Source organism: Pseudomonas sp. Van50 (genome assembly GCF_055390755.1).
The window spans coordinates 436,362-460,513 of sequence record NZ_AP024343.1; the positions used below are offsets into that span (position 1 = coordinate 436,362).

17 protein-coding genes and 1 pseudogene are annotated in these 24,152 nt (G+C 61.6%); 11 read left to right on the forward strand and 7 right to left on the reverse strand.

What is annotated here, in order from left to right:
- Positions 1–94 precede the first annotated feature (94 nt).
- The 4 genes from ACZ5M5_RS01905 to glnA form a co-directional block, all read right to left on the reverse strand.
- Positions 95–718, reverse strand: a complete 624-nt coding sequence (locus ACZ5M5_RS01905) for a DUF4124 domain-containing protein (protein WP_464738504.1) — start codon at positions 716–718, stop codon at positions 95–97.
- Entirely contained in the window at positions 715–1,233 is a 519-nt protein-coding gene (locus tag ACZ5M5_RS01910) for a DUF4124 domain-containing protein (protein WP_464738505.1), read from the reverse strand. The genes ACZ5M5_RS01905 and ACZ5M5_RS01910 overlap by 4 nt, the downstream gene beginning before the upstream one ends.
- A 188-nt stretch (positions 1,234–1,421) precedes the next feature.
- Positions 1,422–1,985: a chorismate mutase gene (locus tag ACZ5M5_RS01915; protein ID WP_464738506.1), complete on the reverse strand. Its 564-nt coding sequence runs from the start codon at positions 1,983–1,985 to the stop codon at positions 1,422–1,424.
- 120 nt (positions 1,986–2,105) lie between these two features.
- The gene (gene glnA, locus ACZ5M5_RS01920; RefSeq protein ID WP_014336114.1) at positions 2,106–3,512 is read right to left on the reverse strand and encodes a type I glutamate--ammonia ligase; all 1,407 of its coding nucleotides are present in this window, start codon (positions 3,510–3,512) and stop codon (positions 2,106–2,108) included.
- Between the two features lie 328 nt (positions 3,513–3,840).
- On the opposite strand from glnA, the gene thiI reads away from it, so the two are divergent.
- A complete protein-coding gene (gene thiI, locus ACZ5M5_RS01925; protein ID WP_060739599.1) occupies positions 3,841–5,295 on the forward strand; it encodes a tRNA uracil 4-sulfurtransferase ThiI in 1,455 nt (484 codons plus the stop codon).
- Between the two features lie 138 nt (positions 5,296–5,433).
- Positions 5,434–7,254: a translational GTPase TypA gene (gene typA, locus ACZ5M5_RS01930; protein ID WP_003186725.1), complete on the forward strand. Its 1,821-nt coding sequence runs from the start codon at positions 5,434–5,436 to the stop codon at positions 7,252–7,254.
- A 226-nt stretch (positions 7,255–7,480) separates the two neighbouring features.
- Here the strand turns inward: typA and ACZ5M5_RS01935 are convergent, their stop codons facing one another.
- Entirely contained in the window at positions 7,481–7,918 is a 438-nt protein-coding gene (locus ACZ5M5_RS01935) for a YkgJ family cysteine cluster protein (protein ID WP_025211360.1), read from the reverse strand.
- 252 nt (positions 7,919–8,170) lie between these two features.
- On the opposite strand from ACZ5M5_RS01935, the gene ACZ5M5_RS01940 reads away from it, so the two are divergent.
- The 5 genes from ACZ5M5_RS01940 to ACZ5M5_RS01960 all read left to right on the forward strand — a co-directional run bounded on the left by ACZ5M5_RS01940 (position 8,171) and on the right by ACZ5M5_RS01960 (position 17,759).
- The gene (locus tag ACZ5M5_RS01940) at positions 8,171–10,621 is read left to right on the forward strand and encodes a glycogen/starch/alpha-glucan phosphorylase (RefSeq protein ID WP_060739598.1); all 2,451 of its coding nucleotides are present in this window, start codon (positions 8,171–8,173) and stop codon (positions 10,619–10,621) included.
- A 289-nt stretch (positions 10,622–10,910) separates the two neighbouring features.
- Positions 10,911–14,534, forward strand: a complete 3,624-nt coding sequence (locus ACZ5M5_RS01945) for a DUF2339 domain-containing protein (protein ID WP_103309358.1) — start codon at positions 10,911–10,913, stop codon at positions 14,532–14,534.
- Positions 14,531–15,913 (forward strand): DUF3999 domain-containing protein, encoded by a 1,383-nt coding sequence (locus tag ACZ5M5_RS01950; protein WP_060739596.1) that lies wholly within the window; start codon positions 14,531–14,533, stop codon positions 15,911–15,913. The genes ACZ5M5_RS01945 and ACZ5M5_RS01950 overlap by 4 nt, the downstream gene beginning before the upstream one ends.
- A 235-nt stretch (positions 15,914–16,148) precedes the next feature.
- A complete protein-coding gene (locus ACZ5M5_RS01955; RefSeq protein WP_018607993.1) occupies positions 16,149–17,159 on the forward strand; it encodes a class 1 fructose-bisphosphatase in 1,011 nt (336 codons plus the stop codon).
- A 3-nt stretch (positions 17,160–17,162) separates the two neighbouring features.
- Positions 17,163–17,759, forward strand: coding sequence for a DUF924 family protein (locus ACZ5M5_RS01960; RefSeq protein ID WP_103309362.1), 597 nt, complete (start codon positions 17,163–17,165; stop codon positions 17,757–17,759).
- Between the two features lie 113 nt (positions 17,760–17,872).
- On the opposite strand, the gene ACZ5M5_RS01965 is transcribed toward ACZ5M5_RS01960, so the two are convergent.
- Positions 17,873–19,765 carry a methyl-accepting chemotaxis protein gene (locus tag ACZ5M5_RS01965; RefSeq protein ID WP_218276795.1) on the reverse strand — a complete coding sequence of 631 codons (1,893 nt, stop codon included), beginning with the start codon at positions 19,763–19,765 and terminating at the stop codon, positions 17,873–17,875.
- Between the two features lie 284 nt (positions 19,766–20,049).
- Between ACZ5M5_RS01965 and ACZ5M5_RS01970 the strand changes: the two genes are divergently transcribed.
- A complete protein-coding gene (locus tag ACZ5M5_RS01970) occupies positions 20,050–20,304 on the forward strand; it encodes a hypothetical protein (RefSeq protein WP_003186715.1) in 255 nt (84 codons plus the stop codon).
- Between the two features lie 31 nt (positions 20,305–20,335).
- Positions 20,336–20,905 carry a lipocalin family protein gene (locus tag ACZ5M5_RS01975; RefSeq protein ID WP_060739593.1) on the forward strand — a complete coding sequence of 190 codons (570 nt, stop codon included), beginning with the start codon at positions 20,336–20,338 and terminating at the stop codon, positions 20,903–20,905.
- A gap of 122 nt (positions 20,906–21,027) precedes the next feature.
- On the opposite strand, the gene ACZ5M5_RS01980 is transcribed toward ACZ5M5_RS01975, so the two are convergent.
- Entirely contained in the window at positions 21,028–22,392 is a 1,365-nt protein-coding gene (locus ACZ5M5_RS01980; RefSeq protein WP_464738507.1) for a formimidoylglutamate deiminase, read from the reverse strand.
- 143 nt (positions 22,393–22,535) lie between these two features.
- Here ACZ5M5_RS01980 and hutC point away from each other — a divergent pair, with 143 nt between their 5' ends.
- Together hutC and ACZ5M5_RS01990 are read left to right on the forward strand one after the other, a co-directional pair.
- Positions 22,536–23,246, forward strand: a complete 711-nt coding sequence (gene hutC / locus ACZ5M5_RS01985) for a histidine utilization repressor (protein WP_170842365.1) — start codon at positions 22,536–22,538, stop codon at positions 23,244–23,246.
- Positions 23,243–23,811, forward strand: a pseudogene (locus ACZ5M5_RS01990) (HutD/Ves family protein). Before hutC ends, ACZ5M5_RS01990 begins: the two are co-directional and overlap by 4 nt.
- Positions 23,812–24,152 lie beyond the last annotated feature (341 nt).

A 24,152-nucleotide genomic window follows, 5' to 3' on the forward strand; every position in this document is an offset into this window, starting at 1 on the left:
CCAGCTTTTCCGGGTACTTTCGAACCAAAATGGGTTTTTGGACTGAGTAGCGTGCAAGCTATTGCACCAATATAGTGCGGTAGCCTGGGCGGTGTTAAAAAAACGGCAAGATGCTGCTTTTTTCTTCTTCAGGTTTTTCGGCGAGGGGGCACTCCGGGCGTTGACCGTAATCGGCTGTGGCACAGGGCTTGATGCGGCGCTTCTGCGCAAGGGATATGCGTTGCATGTGGAAGGGCTGGTTGGCGGTGCGTTCGACGATACGGTCCTGCTCGTCGAGGATTTCGACCGCCAGGTGATGGGTGCCTCGATCGATGTCGCTCAAGGCGAATACCGGGCTCGGTCCCGGCGCACCCGTTGGTTTGCCGTCGAGCAACAGGCGGTAGCGGTGGCCTTTTTTCAGGCCCGGCTCGCTGGTGACACTGACGATCAATTCGCCTGCGGTGCTGCGTATCGTCGCGTCCGGCTCGGGAATCAACAGCCTGAGCATTTCGTAATGAAACAACGGTTCGGGCCGGGCTTCGGTCGCGGGCGCCGAGGCTGTACCCGTGGGCGGCGCCGGCATCCGGTTGCCGGGTAGCAGTTGGACTTTCTTTGCGTTGCCGGGGCGCGGCTGATCGGTGAACACGCGATTGCCCTGGGCATCGATGTAGGTATAGACCTGCGCCACGCCGGGCATCGCCGTCAGCGCCAGGCCCAGCGTGAGCAGCCAGCGGATCATGGCTGGTGCACCCGTTGCACGGTGAAAGTGACGGTTTCGCTTTGCTGCACGAGGTTGTCGCCGTCGATGACTTGAACCGCGAGGCTGTGCTCGCCTCGGTCGATATTCACCAATTGCAGGCGCGGCACGTTGCTTGGTTGGCCGTAGGGCTGGCCGTCCAGCAGCAACCGGAACAGATGCGGGCTGCGCAGGCGCGGTTGAGCGTGTACGCCAACGGTGAAGGTGCCGTTGTTGGCGCGCAGGGCCTCGTCGGTGGGGATGTCGGTCAGTTCCAGGGTTTCGTAGGCATCGCGCGGCTTTTCGCTGTTGGCGGGAGGCGTCGGTGTGCCCGGGCTGGCCGGAGACTGGCGTTCGATGCTGTTGAGCGGCGGCAACTCCACCGTCTGGGCCGGGACGCCTTGGGGCGGCTGGTTGCTGTAGGCGGTATTGCCCTCGGCGTCGATGTACTTGTAGATCTGCGCGGCGGCGGGCAGTGCCAGCAGCAACAACAGGATGATTGAAAAACCGCGCCCCATAAAATCGACCGAAAACTGAAAGTGTTGAGTTGCAGCATAGGTCAGGGGGAGGGTTGGCCCAAGTTGTTGTGTGTTGGGCCATGACCTGCCCTGTGGGAGCAAGCTTGCTCGCGATGGCGGAGTGTCAGGCACTGAGGTGTTGAATGTGCTGGCCTCATCGCGAGCAAGCTCGCTCCCACAGGGGGGGCTTAGGCTTTTGTGGAGATACACAGCTCTGCGGTTGCTCGGATCAGGGCGAGCCGGTGCACCGGGTGCTGCTTGTCGTGGTGGGTGGCACGGGCCAGCCATTTCGGGCACTGCGGATCGGTGCGGTAGGGGGCGAAGTCGGCCAGTTGTTGCAGCAGGCGTTTCTGCAGGCGGTCGAGCTGCGGGCGGATCTGCCCCACCAGGTCCGGGCGCGGGAGGTCCGGGGCCTTGCCGTCCAGGGCCCAGTCGGACAAGTTGATGTACTGCACCATTTTGTTGGCTTCTATCTGGGCGGCAAAAAACGCCTCCACGGTTTCGCTGCTCAGTTTGTAGGCCGGTGCCTGGGCGACGGCGGCGGCGATGACTTCACGCTCGCGCTGACGGTCCTCTACGGGTTTGCCACTGTCCCATTTACTCAGCGCCACTTGATCGGCGATGGCCAGGCGCTCGCCAATGGCGTTAAGCAACGGGGTCAGGGCCTCTGGGGCGGGAGTCGAGGCGGCTGCGGCGGTGGAGGCCAGCAGCGCGGCAGACAGGGCAAGGCAGAGCTTGAAGCGCAAAGTCATGGGCAGTCTCGTCTTCTAGGGGGAGCGACGGGGCATCATGCACGTAACCGGCGCCCATAAAAAAGGCCTCCCGAAGGAGGCCTTTCTTTATTTCACGCCGTGCGTGGCGGCGCTACCGGATCAGCAGCTGTAGTACAGCTCATATTCCAGTGGGTGTACGAAGGTGCGAACCTTGATTTCTTCTTCGCTTTTCAGTGCGATGTAAGCGTCGATGAAGTCATCGCTGAATACGCCGCCTTTGGTCAGGAACGCACGGCCCTTGTCCAGCTCTTCCAGGGCTTCTTTCAAGCTGCCACACACCTGTGGGATTTCCTTGGCCTCTTCAGGCGGCAGGTCATACAGGTTTTTGTCAGCGGCATCGCCAGGGTGGATCTTGTTCTGGATACCGTCCAGGCCGGCCATCATCAGTGCAGCGAAGGCCAGGTACGGGTTGGCAGCCGGATCCGGGAAGCGTGCTTCGATACGGCGGGCTTTAGGGCTGTTCACGTAAGGAATACGGATCGAGGCGGAACGGTTGCGAGCCGAGTAGGCCAGCATGACCGGGGCTTCGAAGCCTGGTACCAGACGCTTGTAGGAGTTGGTCGACGGGTTGGTGAAGCCGTTCAGGGCCTTACCGTGCTTGATGATACCGCCGATGAAGTACAGGGCAGTGTCCGACAGACCGGCATAGCCTTCGCCTGCGAAGGTGTTCTTGCCGTCCTTGGAGATCGACATGTGAACGTGCATGCCCGAACCGTTGTCGCCGTACAGCGGCTTCGGCATGAAGGTCGCGGTGCGGCCGTAGGCGTCAGCAACGTTGTGTACGCAGTACTTGAGGGTCTGTACTTCGTCAGCCTTCTTGACCAGCGTGTTGAATTTCACGCCGATTTCGTTCTGGCCGGCAGTCGCCACTTCGTGGTGGTGAACTTCGACGGTCTGGCCCATTTCTTCCAGTGCGTTGCACATGGAGGTACGGATTTCGTGGTCGAAGTCGAACGGTGGAACCGGGAAGTAACCGCCTTTGATGCCTGGACGGTGACCTTTGTTGCCGCCTTCCACGTCCTGGTCGGACATCCACGAACCTTGTTCGGAGAAGATCTTGAACATGGAGCCGGAGATGTCGGACTTGAACTTGACCGAGTCGAAGATGAAGAACTCAGGCTCAGGACCGAAGAAAGCGGTGTCGCCGATGCCGGTGGACTTCAGGTATTCCTCGGCGCGGTGGGCGATGGCGCGTGGGTCGCGGTCATAGCCTTGCATGGTCGAAGGTTCGATGATGTCGCAGACCAGGATCAGGGTCGGCTCTTCGGTGAACGGGTCCAGGACGGCGGTTTCGTCGTCCGGCATCAGGATCATGTCGGAGGCTTCGATGCCTTTCCAGCCAGAGATGGAGGAGCCGTCGAACATTTTCCCGATTTCAAAGAATTCGTCGTCCAGCGCATCACGGGCCGGCATGGTCACGTGATGTTGAGTACCTTTGGTGTCAGTGAAGCGCAGATCAATCCACTTGACGTCATGATCTTTGATGAGTTGAACCGACTTCGACATATGTCCTCCGGGTGGCTTCGGGCGGGTAGTGGAGTGCCCTTAGATATGGGTGATGCCGGCGCGAATACTCTGCCAAGGCAACCTGCCTCACAAGGGAGCAAATTGCATGCCAGTGCCCCAGCATGGGTTTTTTGCACCAAATCCACGCTTTTAAAGGCGTAAATCAAAGATTGTCCGACAATAACGCACTGCAATGTGGCGTCGTCAATCGATAATGACCTGTTTTGGTGCGCGCAAAACCATCTGCACATTAACTGGTTAAACCTTGAGCAATTTCCGCTATAATCCGCGCCCCCCTTTTTCGGCTGGCCGTTCGCGCGCTGTTTTCATGAAACTAATCGTAAAAGTCTTCCCCGAGATCACCATCAAGAGCCGCCCGGTACGGATGCGTTTCATCCGCCAGTTGGCCAAGAACATCCGTGCCGTGCTCCGAGACCTGGATCCGGCCGTGGTGGTGAATGGCGTGTGGGACAACCTCGAACTGGAAACCCGTGTCAGCGAACCCAAGCTGCTGAAGGAAATGACCGAGCGCCTGAGTTGCATGCCGGGCATCGCGCATTTTTTGCAAGTCGATGAATACCCGCTGGGGGATTTCGACGACATCCTCGCCAAGTGCATGCTTCATTATGGTGATGCACTGGCCGGCAAGATCTTTTCGGTGCGTTGCAAGCGCGCCGGCAAGCACGCGTTCAGTTCGATGGATGTGGAGAAGTTCGTCGGCAGCCAGTTGCGCCGGCAATGTGGCGCGGCCGGTATTTCGTTGAAAGACCCGGAAATCGAAGTGCGCATCGAAATTCGCGACCAGCGGCTGTTCGTGATCCACAGCCAGCACAACAGCATCGGCGGTTATCCGCTGGGTTCGCTGGAGCAGACCCTGGTGCTGATGTCCGGTGGCTTCGACTCCACGGTGGCCGCCTACCAGATCATGCGTCGCGGGTTGATGAGCCATTTCTGCTTCTTCAACCTCGGCGGGCGTGCCCATGAACTGGGCGTGATGGAAGTGGCGCACTTCATCTGGAAGAAGTACGGCAGCTCCCAACGCGTGTTATTTGTGAGTGTGCCGTTCGAGGAAGTCCTGGGCGAGATTCTCGGCAAAGTCGATAACAGTCATATGGGCGTCATTTTGAAGCGTATGATGTTGCGCGCCGCTTCACGAATTGCCGACCGCCTGCAAATCGATGCGCTGGTGACCGGCGAGGCGATCTCCCAGGTGTCGAGCCAGACGTTGCCGAACCTGTCGGTGATCGACTGCGTGACCGAGAAGCTGGTCTTGCGTCCACTGATCGCCAGCCACAAGCAGGACATCATCGACCAGGCCAACGAAATCGGCACCGCCGAGTTTGCCCGGCACATGCCGGAATACTGTGGCGTCATCTCGGTCAATCCGAAGACGGCGGCCAAGCGCGGGCGGGTGGAGCACGAAGAGAAAGAATTCGACATGGCGGTACTCGAGCGAGCGCTCGAAAACGCCAGGCTGGTGCCGATCGATCGCGTTATCGACGAATTGGGCCAGGACATCAAGATTGAAGAAGTCGGCGAAGCGCTGGCCGGTCAGATCATCATCGACATCCGCCACCCGGATGACGCTGAAGACGACCCGCTGAGTGTCGCCGGCATCGAGGTAAAAACGATGCCGTTCTATGCCGTGAACGCGCGTTTCAAGGAACTGGACCCTACTCGCCAGTACCTGCTGTATTGCGACAAAGGCGTGATGAGTCGCCTGCATGCCCACCATTTGCTCAGTGAGGGGCATGCCAATGTGCGCGTTTATCGACCGAGCTAAGTGCCCGGGGCTGTTTGCCTGTGGCCTGCGTCACCGGCCCCCCGACGCCGCCGACAGGCTGTAACGGCTTTGTCGGACTCAACGTAAATCGCTGCCACGACCTGTCAGCACACCGAATCCTCTGATCGAGATACACAAGTGATCGAAAATCTACGCAACATCGCCATCATTGCTCACGTTGACCATGGTAAGACCACCCTGGTAGACAAACTCTTGCGTCAATCCGGCACCCTGGAGCGCAACGAGCTCAACGACGAGCGCGTGATGGACTCCAACGACCAGGAAAAAGAGCGCGGTATTACCATCCTGGCGAAAAACACCGCCATCAACTGGAACGGCTACCACATCAACATCGTGGACACCCCGGGCCACGCCGACTTCGGTGGTGAAGTAGAGCGCGTGATGTCGATGGTCGACTCCGTGCTGCTGCTGGTTGACGCTCAGGACGGCCCTATGCCGCAAACCCGTTTCGTGACCAAGAAGGCCTTCGAAGCCGGCCTGCGTCCGATCGTGGTCATCAACAAGGTTGACCGTCCAGGCGCGCGTCCGGACTGGGTTCTGGACCAGATCTTCGACCTGTTCGACAACCTGGGTGCCACCGAAGAACAGCTGGACTTCAAAGTCGTCTACGCCTCGGCCCTGAACGGCATTGCCGGTCTGGACCACACTGCCATGGCTGAAGACATGACCCCGCTGTACCAGTCGATCGTCGACGACGTACCAGCGCCGAAAGTCGACCGTGACGGTCCGTTCCAGATGCAGATCTCGGCACTGGACTACAACAGCTTCCTGGGTGTGATCGGTGTTGGCCGTATCGCCCGTGGTCGCATCAAGCCGAACACCCCGGTGGTTGCCATCGACGCCGACGGCAAGAAGCGCAACGGTCGTATCCTCAAGCTGATGGGTCACCACGGCCTGCACCGCATCGACGTCGAAGAAGCTGCGGCCGGCGACATCGTCTGCATCAGCGGCTTCGAGCAACTGTTCATCTCCGACACCCTGTGCGACCCACTGAACGTCGAAGCGATGAAGCCGTTGACCGTCGACGAGCCAACCGTTTCCATGACCTTCCAGGTCAACGACTCGCCATTCTGCGGTAAAGAAGGCAAGTTCGTGACCAGCCGTAACATCAAGGAACGCCTGGACAAAGAGCTGCTCTACAACGTTGCCCTGCGCGTTGAAGAAGGCGACTCGGCCGACAAGTTCAAAGTGTCCGGCCGTGGTGAGCTGCACCTCTCGGTACTGATCGAAACCATGCGTCGCGAAGGCTTCGAAATGGGCGTGGGTCGTCCTGAAGTGATCATCCGCATGGTTGATGGCGTCAAGCACGAACCGTACGAAAACGTGACCATCGACCTGCCGGAAGAATCCCAGGGCGCGATCATGGAGCAAATGGGCCTGCGTAAAGGCGACCTGACCAACATGGTTCCGGATGGCAAGGGCCGTGTGCGCCTTGAGTACAACATCCCGGCCCGTGGCCTGATCGGTTTCCGTAACGAGTTCCTGACCCTGACCTCCGGTGGCGGCATCCTGACCTCGATCTTCGATCGTTACGACGTGATGAAGTCCGGCGACATGTCCGGCCGTCAGAACGGCGTGCTGGTATCGGTTGCGACCGGCAAGGCCCTGACCTACTCGCTGGAAACCCTGCAAGCGCGCGGCAAGCTGTTCGTCGAGCACGGCCAGGATATCTACGAAGGTCAAATCGTCGGCCTGAACAGCCGCGACAACGACCTGGGCGTGAACCCGACCAAAGGCAAGAAGCTCGACAACATGCGTGCTTCGGGCAAGGACGAAACCATCGCCCTGGTTCCGCCGGTCAAGTTCACCCTGGAGCAAGCGCTGGAGTTCGTACAAGAAGACGAACTGTGCGAAGTGACGCCGAAGTCGATTCGCCTGCGTAAGAAAATCCTTGGCGAAAGCGAGCGTACCCGCGCTGCCAAGAAAAGCGGCAACTGAGTTTCGACTTAGTTAGCGGCTGAAAAAAAACGCCCCTGATTGTGAGATCAGGGGCGTTTTTTTATGCCTGGGATTTGTGCGGTGCTTGTCAGGGCCCCATCGCGAGCAAGCTCGCTCCCACAGTGGATTTGCAGTGGGTACAGATGTTGTGTCCGACAGGAATCCCCTGTGGGAGCGAGCTTGCTCGCGATGGCGTCGGCTCAGGCACCGCTGAACCCGCAGTCGATCAGAATTTGTCCAACGTCCGCGGATTCCGCTCGCGCTCCACTTCCTTGGGCTTGTAGGCACAATACCCCGGCCGTGGCCCAATCCGCGGATGGTTGCGGCAGGTGTCCGGGCGCTTCTCGTAAATGGTGCACAACCGGCTCTTGCGGTCCAGATAAAGGCAATCGTTGTTGCTCATGCGCTGGAGCGTGAAAATTTCCGACTTCTGGTTGTAGCGCTCGACGATCCCTTCCTTTTGCAGGCGCTTGGCGATGTTCTTCGGCGGGTCGCCCAGTTCGAACTCATCGACGATGCCGATGCGGATCAGGTCCTTGATCTTGGCTTCCACCGGCAGTGTGCAGCAGCTCGACACGCAGGAACCGCACATCGGGGCGGAGTACTTGGCCCAGGTATCGAGTCGGTCGATCTCCGCGGCGGCGATCAGGTTGGGCTTCATCATCACGGTTTACCAGCATGCATCAGGGCGCGCGATCATACCGGGACTGGTGAAATTTTGAACGACCATCTGCCGGTTTTTTTTCATTCGGGACAAACCGCTCCCGGACCGGCACGGCCCCTGCATTCATTCGCTTATCCGGCAATTCTCTGACGACGATTCTCCGTCACAGGGAAAAACCACCGAACCAGAGCCTGTGCCGTCTGTCAGACCGACTAGGCTCAGACAATTCCATGCTCGTTCGAGGTCTCATCAATGACTCAAGAACCACTTGTTCGCGAAGCTGAAGTCGCTGCATTTCGCGACGCTGTGTTGACCAAGCTCACTTACGCCGTCGGCAAGGACCCGGATCATGCGTTTGATCACGATTGGTTCGAAGCCATTGCCCTGGCCGCCCGCGATCACATGGTCGAACACTGGATGGACCACACGCGGCAGATCTACCGCAAGGGCCAGAAGCGCGTCTATTACCTCTCCCTGGAATTCCTCATCGGCCGCTTGCTCTACGACAGCCTGAGCAACCTTGGCCTGCTGGACACCGCGCGCGAGGCCCTGACCGAGCTGGGCGTGGACCTGGAGCGCATCCGCCTGCTCGAACCCGATGCGGCGCTGGGCAACGGTGGTCTTGGCCGCCTGGCGGCGTGCTTCATGGAAAGCATGTCCACACTGGGCATCGCTGGCCATGGCTACGGCATTCGCTATGAGCACGGCTTGTTCCGCCAGGCGATTGTCGATGGCTGGCAGCAGGAGCAGACCGAGCATTGGCTGGACTTCGGCAACCCGTGGGAGTTCGAGCGGCCGGAGGTGGTCTACCCGATCGGCTTTGGCGGCAGCGTCGAGACCGTGACCGATGAGGCCGGCAAGACCCGGCAAGTCTGGTCCCCGGCCGAAACCGTGCGGGCCATCGCCTACGACACGCCGGTGGTGGGTTGGCGCGGTGCCAGCGTCAACACCCTGCGGCTGTGGCGCGCCCGGGCCATGGAAGACCTGCACCTGGAACGCTTCAATGCCGGCGACCACTTGGGCGCGGTGGCGGAAGTGGCCCGGGCCGAAAGTATTTCCCGCGTGCTCTATCCGGCCGACAGCACCGAAGCCGGCCAGGAACTGCGCCTGCGCCAGGAGTATTTCTTTGTCGCCGCCTCGTTGCAGGACTTGCTGCGGCGCCATCGCAACATGCACACCTCGGTGCTGACCCTGGGCGACCATGCGGCGATCCAGCTCAACGACACGCACCCGTCCATCGCCGTGGCCGAACTGATGCGGCAACTGGTGGATGTCTATGACGTGGCCTGGGATGCGGCCTGGCAGATCACCCAGGACACGCTGTCCTACACCAACCACACACTGCTGCCCGAAGCCCTGGAGACCTGGCCGGTGGGGCTGATGGAGCGCATGTTGCCCCGGCACATGCAGATCATCTACCTGATCAACGCCCAGCACATCGATTCGCTGCGGGCCAAAGGCGTGCACGATTTCGACGTGCTGCGCTCGGTTTCGCTGATCGAAGAGGACAACGGTCGCCGGGTGCGCATGGGCAACCTGGCGTTCCTCGGTTCCCACAGCGTCAACGGCGTGTCCGGGTTGCACACCCAACTGATGCGCAGCACGGTGTTCTCCGAGCTGCACAAACTCTATCCGGACCGGATCAACAACAAGACCAACGGCATCACCTTCCGCCGCTGGTTGTTCCAGGCCAACGCCGAATTGACCTCGATGATGGTCGACGCCCTCGGCCCGAGCGTGCTCGACAATCCCGAGGAGCGCCTGATCGAACTGGAACCGTTTGCCGACAAGCCGGCGTTTCGCAAGCAGTTCGCCGAGCAGCGCCTGCACAGCAAGAAAGCCCTGGCTTACCTGATCCACGAGCGACTGGGCATTGCCGTCAACCCAGCCGCGATGTTCGACGTGCAGGTCAAGCGGATCCACGAATACAAGCGCCAGTTGCTCAACCTGATGCACACCGTGGCGCTGTACCAGGCGATCCGTGCCGAGCCGGAAGTGGACTGGGTGCCGCGGGTGAAGATCTTCGCCGGCAAGGCCGCCGCCAGTTACCACCAGGCCAAGCTGATCATCAAGCTGACCAACGACATCGCCCGAGTGGTGAACAACGACCCGACCGTGCGCGGTCTGCTCAAAGTGGTGTTCCTGCCCAACTACAACGTCAGCCTGGCCGAAAGCATCATTCCGGCGGCGGACCTGTCGGAGCAGATTTCCACGGCCGGCTTCGAAGCGTCGGGCACTAGCAACATGAAGTTCGGCCTCAACGGCGCACTGACCATCGGTACCATGGACGGCGCCAACGTGGAGATGCATGAGCGCGTCGGTGGCGAGCACATGTTCATTTTCGGCCTGACGGCTGAGCAAGTGGAAGCGCGCAAGCAAAACGGTGAGTTCAGCGCTGCGCCGGACATCGCCGCCTCCCATCGCCTGAACGATGTATTGCAGGCGATACGGGGCGGGGTGTTCTCGCCGGATGATCCGATGCGCTACGCCGGGCTTGTCGACTCGCTGGTGGACTACGACCGCTTCCTGGTCTGTGCCGACTTCGACTCGTACTGGAACGCCCAGGCCAAGGTCGAAGAGCGTTGGCATGACTCCAAGCAATGGTGGCGTTCGGCGGTGCTCAACACCGCGCGCATGGGCTGGTTCTCCTCGGACCGGACCATCCGTGAATACGCCACCGATATCTGGAAAGCCCTGGAGTAGTATTTGCTGCAAGAAATGTGAGCGAAGCCCAACGGCGGTTGGGCTTCGTCGATATACTAGGCGCCAGTTTCGCCGGGCTGTGTGGCCGGACTCAGCAATTGGCAGCGCCAACATTCCAACGTGGGAGCGAGCTTGCTCGCGATAGCGGTGTATCAGTCAACCTTAAGGTGTCTGTCATGCCGCTATCGCGAGCAAGCTCGCTCCCACAGGGTTTGGGGTTCCACTAGACTGATCCAGGCATCGCATCACCCCGGTCATGCCCGCAACGGGCCGCTTAGGGATATCAACCATGCAATGGATCTTGACGTTGTTGGGCCTGGCACTCGGCTGGGTGGTGGACGAGTCGTTCGCCGATGCGCTGATAGGCGCACTGGTGGGGCTTGGCATCGCCCAGGCGTTTCGATTGGGTCGCCTGGGTGTCCAGGCGGCCAAGCAACAGATCTTGTTGCAAGAGGCCCAGCAGAGCTTGCTCACATTGGAGGGCCGCCTGGCGGTACTCGAACGCGGCAAGGTGGCCGAACCGAGTGATCCGGCCCCTGTGCCCGAGGTTGTCGCGCCCCAGGCCGCGAAGCCCGCGACGCGCACCGAACCGGAGCTCGTCTGGGAACTACCGTCAGACCTCGAACCCGCACCCGCGATGGCCACCCAGGCCAGCCAGGCGTTGCCCGATGACATTTGGAAACCCGTGCCAGAGACGTCCAGTCGGCGTGCCGAGCGCGATTTTGCCCCTCTGCCTCTGGAGCCGATGGTGGCGGAGCCGGCGGCCCCACGTGGTCCGAATCTGTTCGACCGCGCCATTATCGGTGCGCGCAACTGGTTGTTCGGCGGCAATACGGTGCTGCGGGTCGGTGTGGTGTTGTTGTTCCTCGGCCTGGCGTTCCTGCTGCGCTATGCCACCGAAGGCATGGTGGTGCCGATCGAATTGCGTTACGCCGGCGTCGCAGCCAGTGCGCTGGGCCTGTTGGGCCTGGGCTGGTGGTTGCGCCAGCGCAACAACAGTTATGCGCTGATGCTCCAGGGCACCGGGATCGCCGTGTTGTACCTGACGGTGTTCGCCGCCATGCGCTTGCATCCGTTGCTCGATTCCAAGGCGGCCCTGGGCTTGCTGGTGGCGGTGACGGTGTTCTCGGCGATCCTGGCGGTTACCCAGAATGCCCTGGGCCTGGCTGCGGCGGCGGCACTGGGCGGGTTTGCCGCGCCGATCCTGACTTCTACCGGCAGCGGCAACCACGTCGCGCTGTTCAGCTATTTCATCCTGCTCAATGCCGGCATTCTCGCGATAGCCTGGTTCAAGGCCTGGCGCCTGCTCAACCTGATCGGTTTTGTCGGCACCTTCGGCATCGGTTTCGCCTGGGGCCTGCGTTCCTACACGCCAGAACTGCTCTGGAGCACCGAGCCGTTCCTGATTCTGTTCTTCCTCATCTACCTGGCGATCGGCTTGCTGTTCACCCGCCGCAAGCTGCTGGAAATGAACGACGCCCCCGAAGAGGGCAGCCGCGACGCGTTGTTGCGCTGGTCGGCGCGCAAGGGCGATTACGTCGACGGCACGATGCTGTTCGCCCCGCCGCTGGTGGGCTTCGGCTTGCAGTTCGCGTTGGTGCAGCACCTGGAGTTCGCCGCTGCCTTCAGCGCCCTGGCCCTGGGTATGATCTACATGGGCCTGGCGCGGCTATTGATGGGCGGCCGCGCCTTGTTGTTGGCGGAAACCTGCCTGGCCCTGGGGGTGATCTTTTCCAGCCTGGCGATTCCCTTGGGGCTCGACGCCCGTTGGACCGCCGCGGCCTGGGCCGTGGAGGGCGCGGGGATTTTCTGGCTGGGCCTGCGCCAGCAACGACCTTTCGCACGAGCCTTTGCTTTGCTGCTGCAATTGGGTTCGGCGCTGGCCTTCCTCAGCGAATTGCGATCTGGCGAAAGCAGCCTGCTCGACGGCTCACCGTTGGGGGCGTTGATGCTCGGCGGCGCTTTACTGTTCACGTTCTACCAACTGCGCAAGGCCGCCCCTGAACACTCTGCGGCTTGGGAGCGCCAAGGCCTGCCGGTGCTGGCGGTGCTGGGCTTGAGTTTCCTCTATCTGCTGGCACCGTTGTTCTTCTTCACCCACGGCACGGCCATCGCCTGGGCCCTGGCCGGATTGGCGACGTTGTTTGTCGGCCTGCGCCTGCAATCGCGCAGCTTCCTGTTCACCGCGTTCGCGGTGCAATTGCTCGGCGGCGCATTGTTCCTGTTGCGCCTGCAAGGCGCCGAGGGCGATTCGGCGGCGGTGTTCAGCGCGGGCTGGAGCGGTTTGCTCAGTGCTTCCCTGATCGGTCTGGCGTTGATCGGCGGCATGTTGCTGGCGGCGCGCGACGACATGGTGCGCAACGATGTCCGGTTGCTGCGCGGCCTGTCGGTGGTGCTGCTGGCGGGGCTGGTGCTGATCAATCTCGCGGTGCTGTTCGTCCTGCCCTGGCAAACCGCGAGTGGTGTGTGGGCGGCCAGCGGGCTGTTGATCATCTGGCTGAGCCTGTACCTGAAACAGCGCGTGAGCTTTGTCTTCGGTTTGCTATTGCAACTGCTCGGCGGCGCGTCGTTCCTGATGGCGGGGCCAGCACTGTTGGGGCCGCTCAATGCCGAGGACCTGCGACCCCTGGCCCACAGTGGGTTCTGGACGCCGCTGGTCCTGGGGCTGGCAGCGCTGGTGGGCGCATGGCGCCTGCAACGGGCGCACGCGGCGCAGGAGCTGGACGCCTTGAGCTTGCAGCGCCTGTCCGAGCTGTTGCTGATCTGGGGCGCGGGTTGGTGGGCGCTGGCGTGGGTCAGCGAAGTGCTGCGTTTTGCCCCGGCGAACCTGCAAGGCAGCTTGCTGTTGTTGGTCGCGGCCATCAGCGTGGCGGTGTGGAGCGTTTTGTCGCTGCGGTTGAAATGGCCAGCACTGGGGCTGCTGTGCACCCTGTTGATCCCGGCGGCGGGCTGTGTGCTTGTCGCAGCGTGGGATAGCCGCTACCACCCGGCGGCGGACTTTGGCTGGCTGGCCTGGCTGGCGGTATTCGCCGTGCATTTCCTCTCGCTCAAGCGCTTGGCGCCGGTGCTGCCGGCCCGGGCGCGCAGTACGGCCCACGTACTCGGGTGCTGGTTGCTGATGGCGGTGTTGATGCTGGAGTTGCGTTACGGCCTGCTGTTGCTGTCCGAGCAGTACAACGCCTGGCGCTGGTTGGCCTGGGCGATCCTGCCGGGTCTGTATCTGGTGCTGATGGCCACGCCGCGTACCTTGCCATGGCCGGTTTCGGCACAACCACGGGAATATCGTGTCTATGCGGCGGCGCCCATGGCGCTGTTGATGCTCGGTTGGTTCTGGCTGACCAACACCTTCAGCGATGGCAACTCAGAGCCACTGCCTTATGTGCCGTTGCTCAACCCCTTGGAGCTGGGCCTGCTGTTCGCCTTGTTCGGTATCTATGTGTGGGCTCGCAACGCCGTGGAGCAATCGACGAATGGCTGGAATCGCGTCGGGCACATCGCCCAGTTGATCGCCGGTGTGTCGCTGTTCGCGTTCTTCACCGCCCTGGTGATGCGCACGGCCCACCAGTGGATGGGGGTGCCCTACGAGCTGGACGCGCTGCTCGAGTCGATGTTCGTGCAGGCCGGGTTGTCCATTGTCTGGACCTTGATCGCCCTGGGCCTGATGATCGGTGGGCATCTGCGCCATCGCCGTGAAGTGTGGCTGATCGGTGCGGCGTTGATCGCCGTGGTCGTGGCGAAGCTGTTCTTTGTCGAATTGAGTAACCGTGGCGGTCTGGCGCGGATCGTGTCGTTCATCGGCGTGGGTGTATTGCTATTGGTGGTGGGCTACTTCGCGCCGCTGCCGCCCAAGCGCCCGGAGACGGTCGCCCAGGATGAGCCGCCTATGCCTGTCAGTGAGGGAGTGTCATCTTGAGTCGCAAGTTGAATCGGATCGGGCTGGGCGTGGTCGGATTGTGGGTGGCGTTGTCGGCTACGGCCCAGGAGCAACCGGCGGATTTCGCCCATCAAGTGCCGTTGGCCCTGAGCGGCGAAGGGCCGTGGTATCGCCTGCCGTTGCCACTGGACGTGCAGTTGCAGGCGCGGCAGACCGACCTGAGCGACCTGCGCGTCTTCAACGCCGCCGGCCAGGCCCAGGCCTACGCCTTGGTGCGCGAGTCGGCCCAGAGCCGGGAAAACCGCACCCTCACCGACGTGAAGTGGTTCCCGCTGTACAACGCCGCCGATGACAACGAGCGCGCGCCCAGTGTGCGGGTGCAATCGAACGCCAACGGCACCTTGGTGGAAGTCCAGCCCTCCAGCCGGCTCGAAGCCGGGGAGGAAGAGTTGCGTGGCTGGTTGTTGGATGCCAGCGCGATCAAGGCGCCGTTGCAGCAGTTGATCCTTGACTGGACCAGCGAGCGCGACGGCTTCCAGCGGTTCACCATCGAAGCCAGTGACGACTTGCAGCACTGGCAGTCGTGGGGCGAAGGTCAGGTGGCGCGCTTGACCTTTGCCGATGAGCGGGTCGAGCAGCATGAAGTGAACCTGCCGGGGCAGCCGGCGCGCTATCTGCGGTTGCTGTGGGATTCGCCGTCCTCCGCGCCGGTGCTGACCTCGGCCCAACTGCACAGCGCCAGCCGCGAAAGCCTGCCGTTGCCGCTGGTCTGGTCGCAACCGTTGGCCGGCAGCACGACGAAGGCCGGTGAGTACACCTGGCAGTTGCCCATGGGGCTGAACATCGAACAAGTGCAGGTCGAACTGAGCCAGGCCAACAGCCTGGCGCCGGTGACCCTGGCCGGTCGCCGTGAAAGCAGCCATCCGTGGCAGCCAATGGGCAGTGGCTTGCTCTATCGCCTGACCCAGAACGGCCAGGATGTGGTGCAAAACCAATTGCAACTGTCCGGCCAGACCGTGCAGCAGTTGAAACTGACCGTGGACGAGCGTGGTGGTGGCTTGGGAACCGAAGCCCCGGCCCTGCGCTTTGCCGTACGCCCGACCCAGGTGGTGTTCCTGGCGCGGGGCGAAGGGCCTTACCGCCTGGCGCTGGGCAGCGCGACAGTCAAAGCGGCCAGCTTGCCATTGAGCACGCTGGTGCCTGATTACAAACCGTCGCGCCTGGCGACGCTGGGGACGGCGACGGTGAACGGCGCGGCCATGTCGACGCCGGCTGCGACCCCTGCAACCGCCACCGCGCCTGCGACGGTCGATACCAACTGGAAGAAAATCGGCCTGTGGGCGGTGTTGCTGCTGAGCGTGCTGTTCCTCGCGGCGATGGCGTTCAGCCTGCTTCGCAAGCCGCCGGTCAAGAGCTGAGGTGCGTTCATCGCGAGCAAGCTCGCTCCCACAATAGACCGCGTTCGTCGAAACAACCCGGTCAACTGTGGGAGCGAGCTTGCTCGCGATGGCGTCCTCTCAATCGACAGAAATATCCAAGCGAGCCGCCACCCCGTGAACTCAATCCTCCATATCCCGTCTCATAGGAGGAATTAAGTCCCGACTCGCGCTAAACTGCGCTGGTTTTTCCGCCCCCTATTCTTCGGAGCCGTCCATGTCCCGCGTTACCTTGAGTCGCTATTTGATTGAGCAGACCCGCAGCAACAATACCCCTGCCGATCTGCGCTTTTTGATCGAAGTGGTGGCGCGTGCGTGCAAGGAAATCAGCCACGCCGTCTCCAAAGGCGCGTTGGGTGGTGTCCTGGGCAGCATGGGCACCGAAAACGTGCAGGGTGAAGTGCAGAAGAAGCTCGACGTGCTGTCCAACGAAATCCTGCTCGAAGCCAACGAATGGGGCGGTCACCTGGCCGGCATGGCGTCCGAGGAAATGGACAATGCCTACCAGATCCCGGGCAAATACCCCAAGGGTGCCTACCTGCTGGTGTTCGACCCACTGGACGGTTCGTCGAACATCGACATCAACGCGCCGGTCGGCACCATCTTCTCGGTACTGCGCTGCCCGAACGAGTACTTGAGCCAGAACGAAGCCTTGAATGAAAAGGCCTTCCTGCAGCCGGGCACCGAGCAGGTCGCCGCCGGTTATGCCATCTACGGCCCCCAGACCATGCTGGTGCTGACCCTGGGTGACGGCGTCAAGGGCTTCACCCTGGATCGTGAGATGGGCAGTTTCGTACTGACCCACGAAGACATCACCATTCCTGAAACCACCCAGGAATTCGCCATCAACATGTCCAACCAGCGTCACTGGGAAGCCCCGGTGAAACGCTATGTCGAAGAGCTGCTGGCAGGCGAAGAAGGCCCGCTGAAGAAGAACTACAACATGCGCTGGGTCGCCGCGATGGTTGCCGACGTGCACCGGATCCTGACCCGTGGCGGCTTGTTCATGTACCCGCGCGACAGCCGCGAGCCGTCCAAGCCGGGCAAGCTGCGCCTGATGTACGAAGCCAACCCGATGTCGTTCCTGGTGGAGCAGGCGGGCGGCGCTTCCACCGACGGTCACCAGCGCATCCTCGATATCAAGCCTGAAGGTCTGCACCAGCGCGTGGCCGTGTTCCTCGGTTCGAAGGAAGAAGTGGCTCGCGCCACGGCTTACCACAAGGAGTAAAGCATGGCCGAGCCTTGGCAGCCGTTGCTCGATTGGTGGTTTGGTGCAGCCCAGACACCGGACGAAATATCGGCTGACAGGGGCAAGCTGTGGTTCGGCAAAGGCCATGATCGCCAGGCGCAAGAGCGCTTCGGCGATCGGGTCGAGCAGGCACTGGCCGGCGGATTGACCGACTGGGCGCAACGCCCGGAAGGTTGGCTGGCCCTGGTGCTACTGCTCGATCAACTCCCGCGGATGATCTTTCGCGACACCCCCAAGGCTTTTTCCGGCGACCTGCGTGCCCAAGCGCTGGTGGCTCAAGGCCTGGCGGCGGGTTTCGACCGACAACTCAAGCCGATCCAGCGCGTATTCATCTATCTGGTACTCGAACACTGCGAAAACCTGGCGGTGCAGAACGAAGCCGTGTCGCGGTTTATCGACCTGGTCCGAGAGCAACCGGAAGCGGAACGGGCGGTGTTTGAAGACAACCTGGATTATGCCGAGCGGCACCAGAAGATCATTGCCCGGTTTGGACGGTTTCCCCATCGCAATGCGGTGTTGGGGCGCGAGTCCACGGCTGAGGAAATCGAGTTTTTGAACAGGCCTGGGTCCAGGTTCTGATTCTTTCGATCTAGCTGACGCCGCTATCGCGAGCAAGCTCGCTCCCACAGTTGACCGCGTTCGAAGTCATCAATGTGGGAGCGAGCTTGCTCGCGATGGGGCCCTTGAAAGCGCTAGATCCGGAAACTACCCACCAACTGCTTCAACCGCGCCGCCTGCTGTTCGAGGTCGGCACAGGCCCGCAAGGTGGCTTGCAGGTTTTCCACGCCTTCCTGGTTCAGCGTATTGATCTCGGTGATGTCGACGTTGATCGATTCCACCACGGCGGTCTGTTCTTCAGTGGCGGTGGCCACGGATTGGTTCATGCCGTCGATTTCACCGATACGCTGGGTCACGCTGCCCAGTCGCTCGCCGGCCTGGTTGGCGATGCCGACGCTGCTTTCGCTCTGGCGCTGGCTGTCGGTCATGGTCAGCACCGCTTCCCGTGCGCCGACTTGCAGCTCTTCGATCATCTTCTGCACTTGTTGCGCCGAGTCCTGGGTGCGGTGCGCCAGGTTGCGCACTTCATCGGCCACCACCGCGAAGCCGCGCCCGGCTTCACCGGCCCGGGCCGCTTCGATGGCGGCGTTGAGGGCGAGCAGGTTGGTCTGCTGGGAAATGCTGGTGATCACCTCAAGAATCTGGCCGATGTTCACTGTGTTGCTGTTCAGGGTTTCGATGTTGCCGCACGAATCGCTGATCTTGGCCGACAACTGCTGCATGGCCGCGATGGTTTTATCCACGACTTGCTGGCCGTCTTCGGCCAGGTTGCGGGCCTCGCTGGAATGTTGCGAGGCGAGGGCGGCGTTCTGGGCGATTTCCTGGGCAGCGGCGCCAAGCTGGTTGATGGCCGCAGCCACGCTGCTGGTGCGCGATGCCTGCTGGTCGGAGTTGAACATCGACGAGTTGGACGCGCTGACCACGCGCAAGGCGACTTCGTTGACCTGGCCGGTGGCCGAGGCCACTTCGCGGATCGAGGTGTGGATGCGTTCGACAAAACGGTTGAACGACGTGCCCAGTGCGCCGAATTCGTCATGGCCGTGAATGACCAGGCGCCGGGTCAGGTCGCCTTCGCCTTCGGCGATGTCATGCATGGCGCGGCCCATGGTCAGCAGCGGTTGCATCAGCACGCGGATCAACATGCCCAGCAGGGCGATGATGAACACCACCGCGATGATCATGGCGATCAGCGCCGACGTGCGGAACTCACTGAGCATCGCCAGGGCGGTGTCCTTGTCGAGCACCAGCGCCACGTACCAGTCGGCGCCCGGCACGCCGTTGACGCGGGTGAAGGAGATGAATTGGGTCTGGCCGTCGAGGTCGACTTCCTTCACCCCCGGGCTGATCTGCGGCGCGCCGTTGGGGTAGGCCTCGGCCAGGGTCTTGAGCACGCGCTTGCTGTCGGGGTGGATCAGGATCTTGCCGTCGGCGCTGACGATGAACGCGTGGCCGTGGCCGCCGAAGTTCAGCGAGTTGATGATGGCGCTGATGCTGGACAGGTCGATGTCCGCACCGGCCACGCCGATCATCTGCCCCTGGCGCTGTACCGGCGTGGCGACGGTGATCACCAGCTTGCCCGACGAGGCGGCGATGTACGGTTCGGTGACGATGGTTTGCTGTGCGCTGTTGGCGGCCTTGTACCAGCCACGGGCGCGCGGGTCGTAGTCGGCGGCGCGATTGCCGGCCGGTACCGAGAACATCACGCCGTCAGTGCCGCCGAAATAGCTGAGCTGAAAGTTGCCGGTGTACGCCGGCAGGCCCACGGCGCGCTTGAGGCTGTCGGCACTGTTGCCGTCCACGGCGATCTGCTGGGCCAGCGACTGTAGCAATTGGATACGGCCGTCGACCCACGTCTGGATGTTACGGCTGGTCAGGTTGCCGAGCTCCTGCATGGAGGTCTCGGTGCTGGTATGCAGGCTCTGGCGTTGACGATAGTCGTTGAACAGGATGAAACAGGCGAATGCGACGGCCACCACGAGGGCGGCAGCCAGCAGGATTTTATGGCTGAATTTCATGTTTCTGGTCATTAAGAACACTACTGCGAAGGGGCGGGTCAGGGAGGGCTGTCAATTTGCCATAGCGCGGGATTTTGCGCTGTGACTTTTTATCGGCGCCAAAGCCCGACCCATCAGGCGCCAGGGCCTCAGTCCCGACGAAAGGTACGACGGCGTCACAAACCGGGTGACTCATCGATGAAACACCTCTGCACAGCCAATAAATACTGGGGGTGTCAGGGAACCAGATAGGGGTTTTCTCTTCTAAGGATCAGGTTGGCACCCTGCCACCTCCCTTCCGTTCCAGGAGTTACACCATGTCGCTGCGATCTATCGCTCTGCTGTTTATGTGCGTCGTGTTGACCGCATGCAGCAAGGTCAACCAGGAAAACTATTCGAAACTGTCGGCTGGCATGCCCAAGGCCGAAGTCGAAACGTTGCTGGGGAAACCGACCGATTGTTCAGGCGCACTCGGCATGTCCAGCTGCACCTGGGGCGACCAGAAAAGCTTTATCAGCGTGCAATACGCCGGTGACAAAGTGTTGATGTTTTCCGGCCAAGGCCTGAAGTAAACCGAGGCCAGAGGCCTGCGGGAGAAAAATAATGATGCGGTTAGTTTTTGTGCTTTTGGCTGGCCTGGTATTGGCCGGCTGTGCCACTTCTGGCGAGGATCCGTTGGCGCCCAAGACGGTCAACAGCGTCAACCTCAAGCGTTACCAAGGGACCTGGTATGAGTTGGCCCGTCTGCCCATGTATTTCCAGCGCAATTGCGCGCAATCGGAAGCTCACTACATCCTCAAGCCAGACGGCAACGTGGGTGTGCTCAATCGCTGCCTGACCTCGGACTGGCAGTGGGAGGAGGCCAGGGGCACGGCCACGCCGCAGGTGCCGGGCAAGACCGACAAGCTCTGGGTCGAGTTCGACAACTGGTTTTCACGGATCGTGCCGGGCGTGGCGAAAGGGCAATACTGGGTGCTGTACGTCAGCGATGACTACAAGACCGCCATCGTCGGCGACCCGAGCCGCCGCTACATGTGGCTGCTGTCCCGCACACCGACCGTCAATAGCGTCGTGCGCGAGGAACTGCTGAGCAAGGCGCGCCAGCAGGGCTATGACACGACACGACTGATCTGGCGAGCGTCGGATCGGCAGATGGCCAAGACTTCGAATTGATCGGCTCCTGAGAACCCATGTGGGAGCGAGCTTGCTCGCGATGACGGACTTCCAGCCAACCTTAGTGTTGAATGTGAAGGCCTCATCGCGAGCAAGCTCGCTCCCACATCTTTTTATCCGCGTCAGTCTAGAAGTTCGCGCAATACCTGGGTGAACGCCCGAGCGCTTTCCTCTTCGCCGGCATGACGCCCATCACGCACAACCCACCGTCCACCGACCATCACATCCCGCACCTGACGATCGCCGCCGGCAAACAACCAGCGATTGAGAATCCCGTCGCCATTGGCCGTGGCCAGGTACGGGTCGTTGCCATCGAGCACCAGCCAGTCGGCGCGCTTGCCGATGTCGAGGGCACCGACCGGTTGCCCCAGGGCCTGGGCGCCGCCTTCCAATGCCGCGTCGAACAAGGTGCGGCCGACCATCGGCTGATCCGCCCGATACAAGCGGTTGCGCCGTTGGTCGCGCAGGCGCTGGCCATACTCCAGCCAGCGCAATTCTTCGACCACGCTCAAGGACACATGGCTGTCGGAACCGATACCCAGGCGCCCGCCCTGGGCGAGGAAATCCACGGCCGGAAAAATCCCGTCCCCCAGGTTGGCTTCGGTGGTCAGGCACAGGCCGGCAATCGCCCGGCTCTTGGCCATGAGGCTGACTTCCTGGGCGTTGGCGTGGGTGGCATGAACCAGGCACCAGCGCTGGTCGACTTCGGTGTTTTCGTACAGCCATTGCAGCGGGCGGGCGCCGCTCCAGCTCAGGCAGTCGTCGACCTCCTTCTGCTGCTCGGCGATGTGGATGTGCACCGGGCAATCACGGTCGCTGGCGGCCAGCACGTCCTGGATCTGCCCGGGTGTCACGGCGCGCAGCGAGTGGAAGCACAAGCCCAGGGCCTGGGCCGGTTGCCCGGCCAGGATCGATTGCAAGCGTGACTGAAGCTTCAAGTAGTTTTCGGTGCTGTTGATGAACCGGCGCTGCCCGTCATTGGGCGCCTGGCCGCCAAAACCGGAATGGCTGTAGAGCACCGGCAGCAGGGTCAGGCCGATGCCGGCGGCGCTGGCGGCGTGGCTGATGCGCAGGGCCAGCTCCGCCGGGTCGGCGTAGGGTGCGCCGTCGGTGTCATGGTGCACGTAATGGAATTCGGCGACCGAGGTGTAGCCGGCCTTGAGCATTTCGATGTACAGCTGGCGGGCGATGATGCCGAGTTGATCCGGGCTGATTTTTCCGACGAGGCGGTACATCAAGTCGCGCCAGGTCCAGAAACTGTCGTTGGGATTGCCCGCCACTTCCGCCAGCCCGGCCATCGCCCGTTGAAAGGCATGGGAGTGCAGATTCGGCATGCCCGGCAACAGCGGACCGCCCAGCCGTTCGGCGCCGTCTGCGTGGGAACCGGCCTGGATATGGGTCAGGACGCCCTTGGCATCGACCTCAAGACGTACATCATGGGCCCATCCACTAGGCAGCAGCGCGCGTTCGGCAAAGAAGGCGGACATGGTTCAACCTCATCGTGCGTAATTTGTATATACATATACAGACGTTTGCCTGGCCGGTAAACTCCGGCAAGCTAGCAACCTTATTCGCAGAACAGGGAACCGCCGTGCCGACTCCGCCTGCCAAACCGCCGCTGGCCGCACACATGGGTGACAGTCCGGCGCCCTTGTACGCCCGCGTCAAACAGATGATCACCCAGCAGATCGACAGTGGAAACTGGCCGCCGCATTACCGCGTGCCGTCGGAAAGCGAGCTGGTCAGCCAGTTGGGCTTCAGTCGCATGACCATCAACCGTGCCCTGCGGGAAATGACCGCCGACGGCCTGTTGGTGCGCATGCAGGGGGTCGGCACGTTCGTCGCCGAGCCCAAGAGCCAATCCGCGTTGTTCGAAGTGCATAACATCGCCGACGAAATCGCCTCCCGTGGTCATCGCCACACCTGCAAGGTGATCACGCTGGAGGAAGAGGCGGCCGGTTCCGAGCGAGCCCTGGCCCTGGACATGCGTGAAGGCCAGAAGGTGTTCCATTCGCTGATCGTGCATTTCGAGAACGACATCCCTGTGCAAATCGAGGACCGTTTCGTCAACGCACTGGTGGCGCCGGACTACCTCAAGCAGGACTTCACCTTGCAGACGCCCTACGCCTACCTGAACCAGGTCGCGCCGCTGACCGAGGGTGAGCATGTGGTCGAGGCGATTCTGGCCGAGCCGAGCGAGTGCAAACTGCTGCAGATCGAGCGAGGCGAACCCTGCCTGTTGATCCGCCGCCGCACCTGGTCCGGGCGCCAGCCGGTGACCGCCGCGCGCCTGATCCATCCGGGTTCCCGTCACAGTCTGGAAGGGCGCTTTCATAAATGAGCCAGTTGAAGGTTTTACGCGCAGCAGATTACCCCCGCATGCCGTGGAAAAACGGCGGTGGCAGCACCGAGGAAATCACTCGCGATGCCGGCACTGGCCTGGAAGGTTTCGGCTGGCGTCTGTCGATTGCCGATATCGGTGAGTCGGGTGGTTTTTCCACGTTTGCCGGTTACGAGCGGATCATCAGCGTCTTGCAGGGAGACGGTATGACGCTGAACGTCGATGGCCAGGCCACGGGGCCTTTGCGCCCGCTGGACCCCTTTGCCTTCAGCGGCGAGAGCCATGTGCATTGCACCTTGCTGGGCGGCCCCATTCGGGATTTCAACCTGATCTATGCACCGCAGCGTTACCGCGCGCGATTGCAGTGGGTGGGGGGCAGCAGCGATTCTTCAGCGAAGCGGAGACGTTGCTGGTGTTCAGCGCGGCCCCGGGATTGACCATCAGGATTGGCGAGTCTGCCGTTATCCTGGGCCTCTACGACTGCTTGCAATTGAGCGGTAACACCGGGCTGCTGGACATCACCAGCCACGGCCAATGCTGTGTGATCGAGCTGACGGCCCGCTGATTTCAGCTTCTTGAGTACCCTGTGGGAGCAAGGCTTGCCCGCGACGCAGGCGACTCGATTTTCTGGCAGGCCACATTGCCTTCGTCGCGGGCAAGCCTTGCTCCCACAGATAAATCCCCTCGCCACAAAGTGTCTACCTGCTGTTTCTTCTGCGCACCAACTTGTTACCGAATGCCCCAGCGTGGCGCAGAACCGCGCTTTCGTAACCTGCCTGTGTTCTTCATAAATCCCTCCTCCAGAAATTTCATCTGGCTCTCAAACCGCTCAATCACGGGGCTTTCAGCCAATCCTCACGTCATCCTGAAAACGTGTCCTCGACAAGTTGGCCGCTTGATTGCATA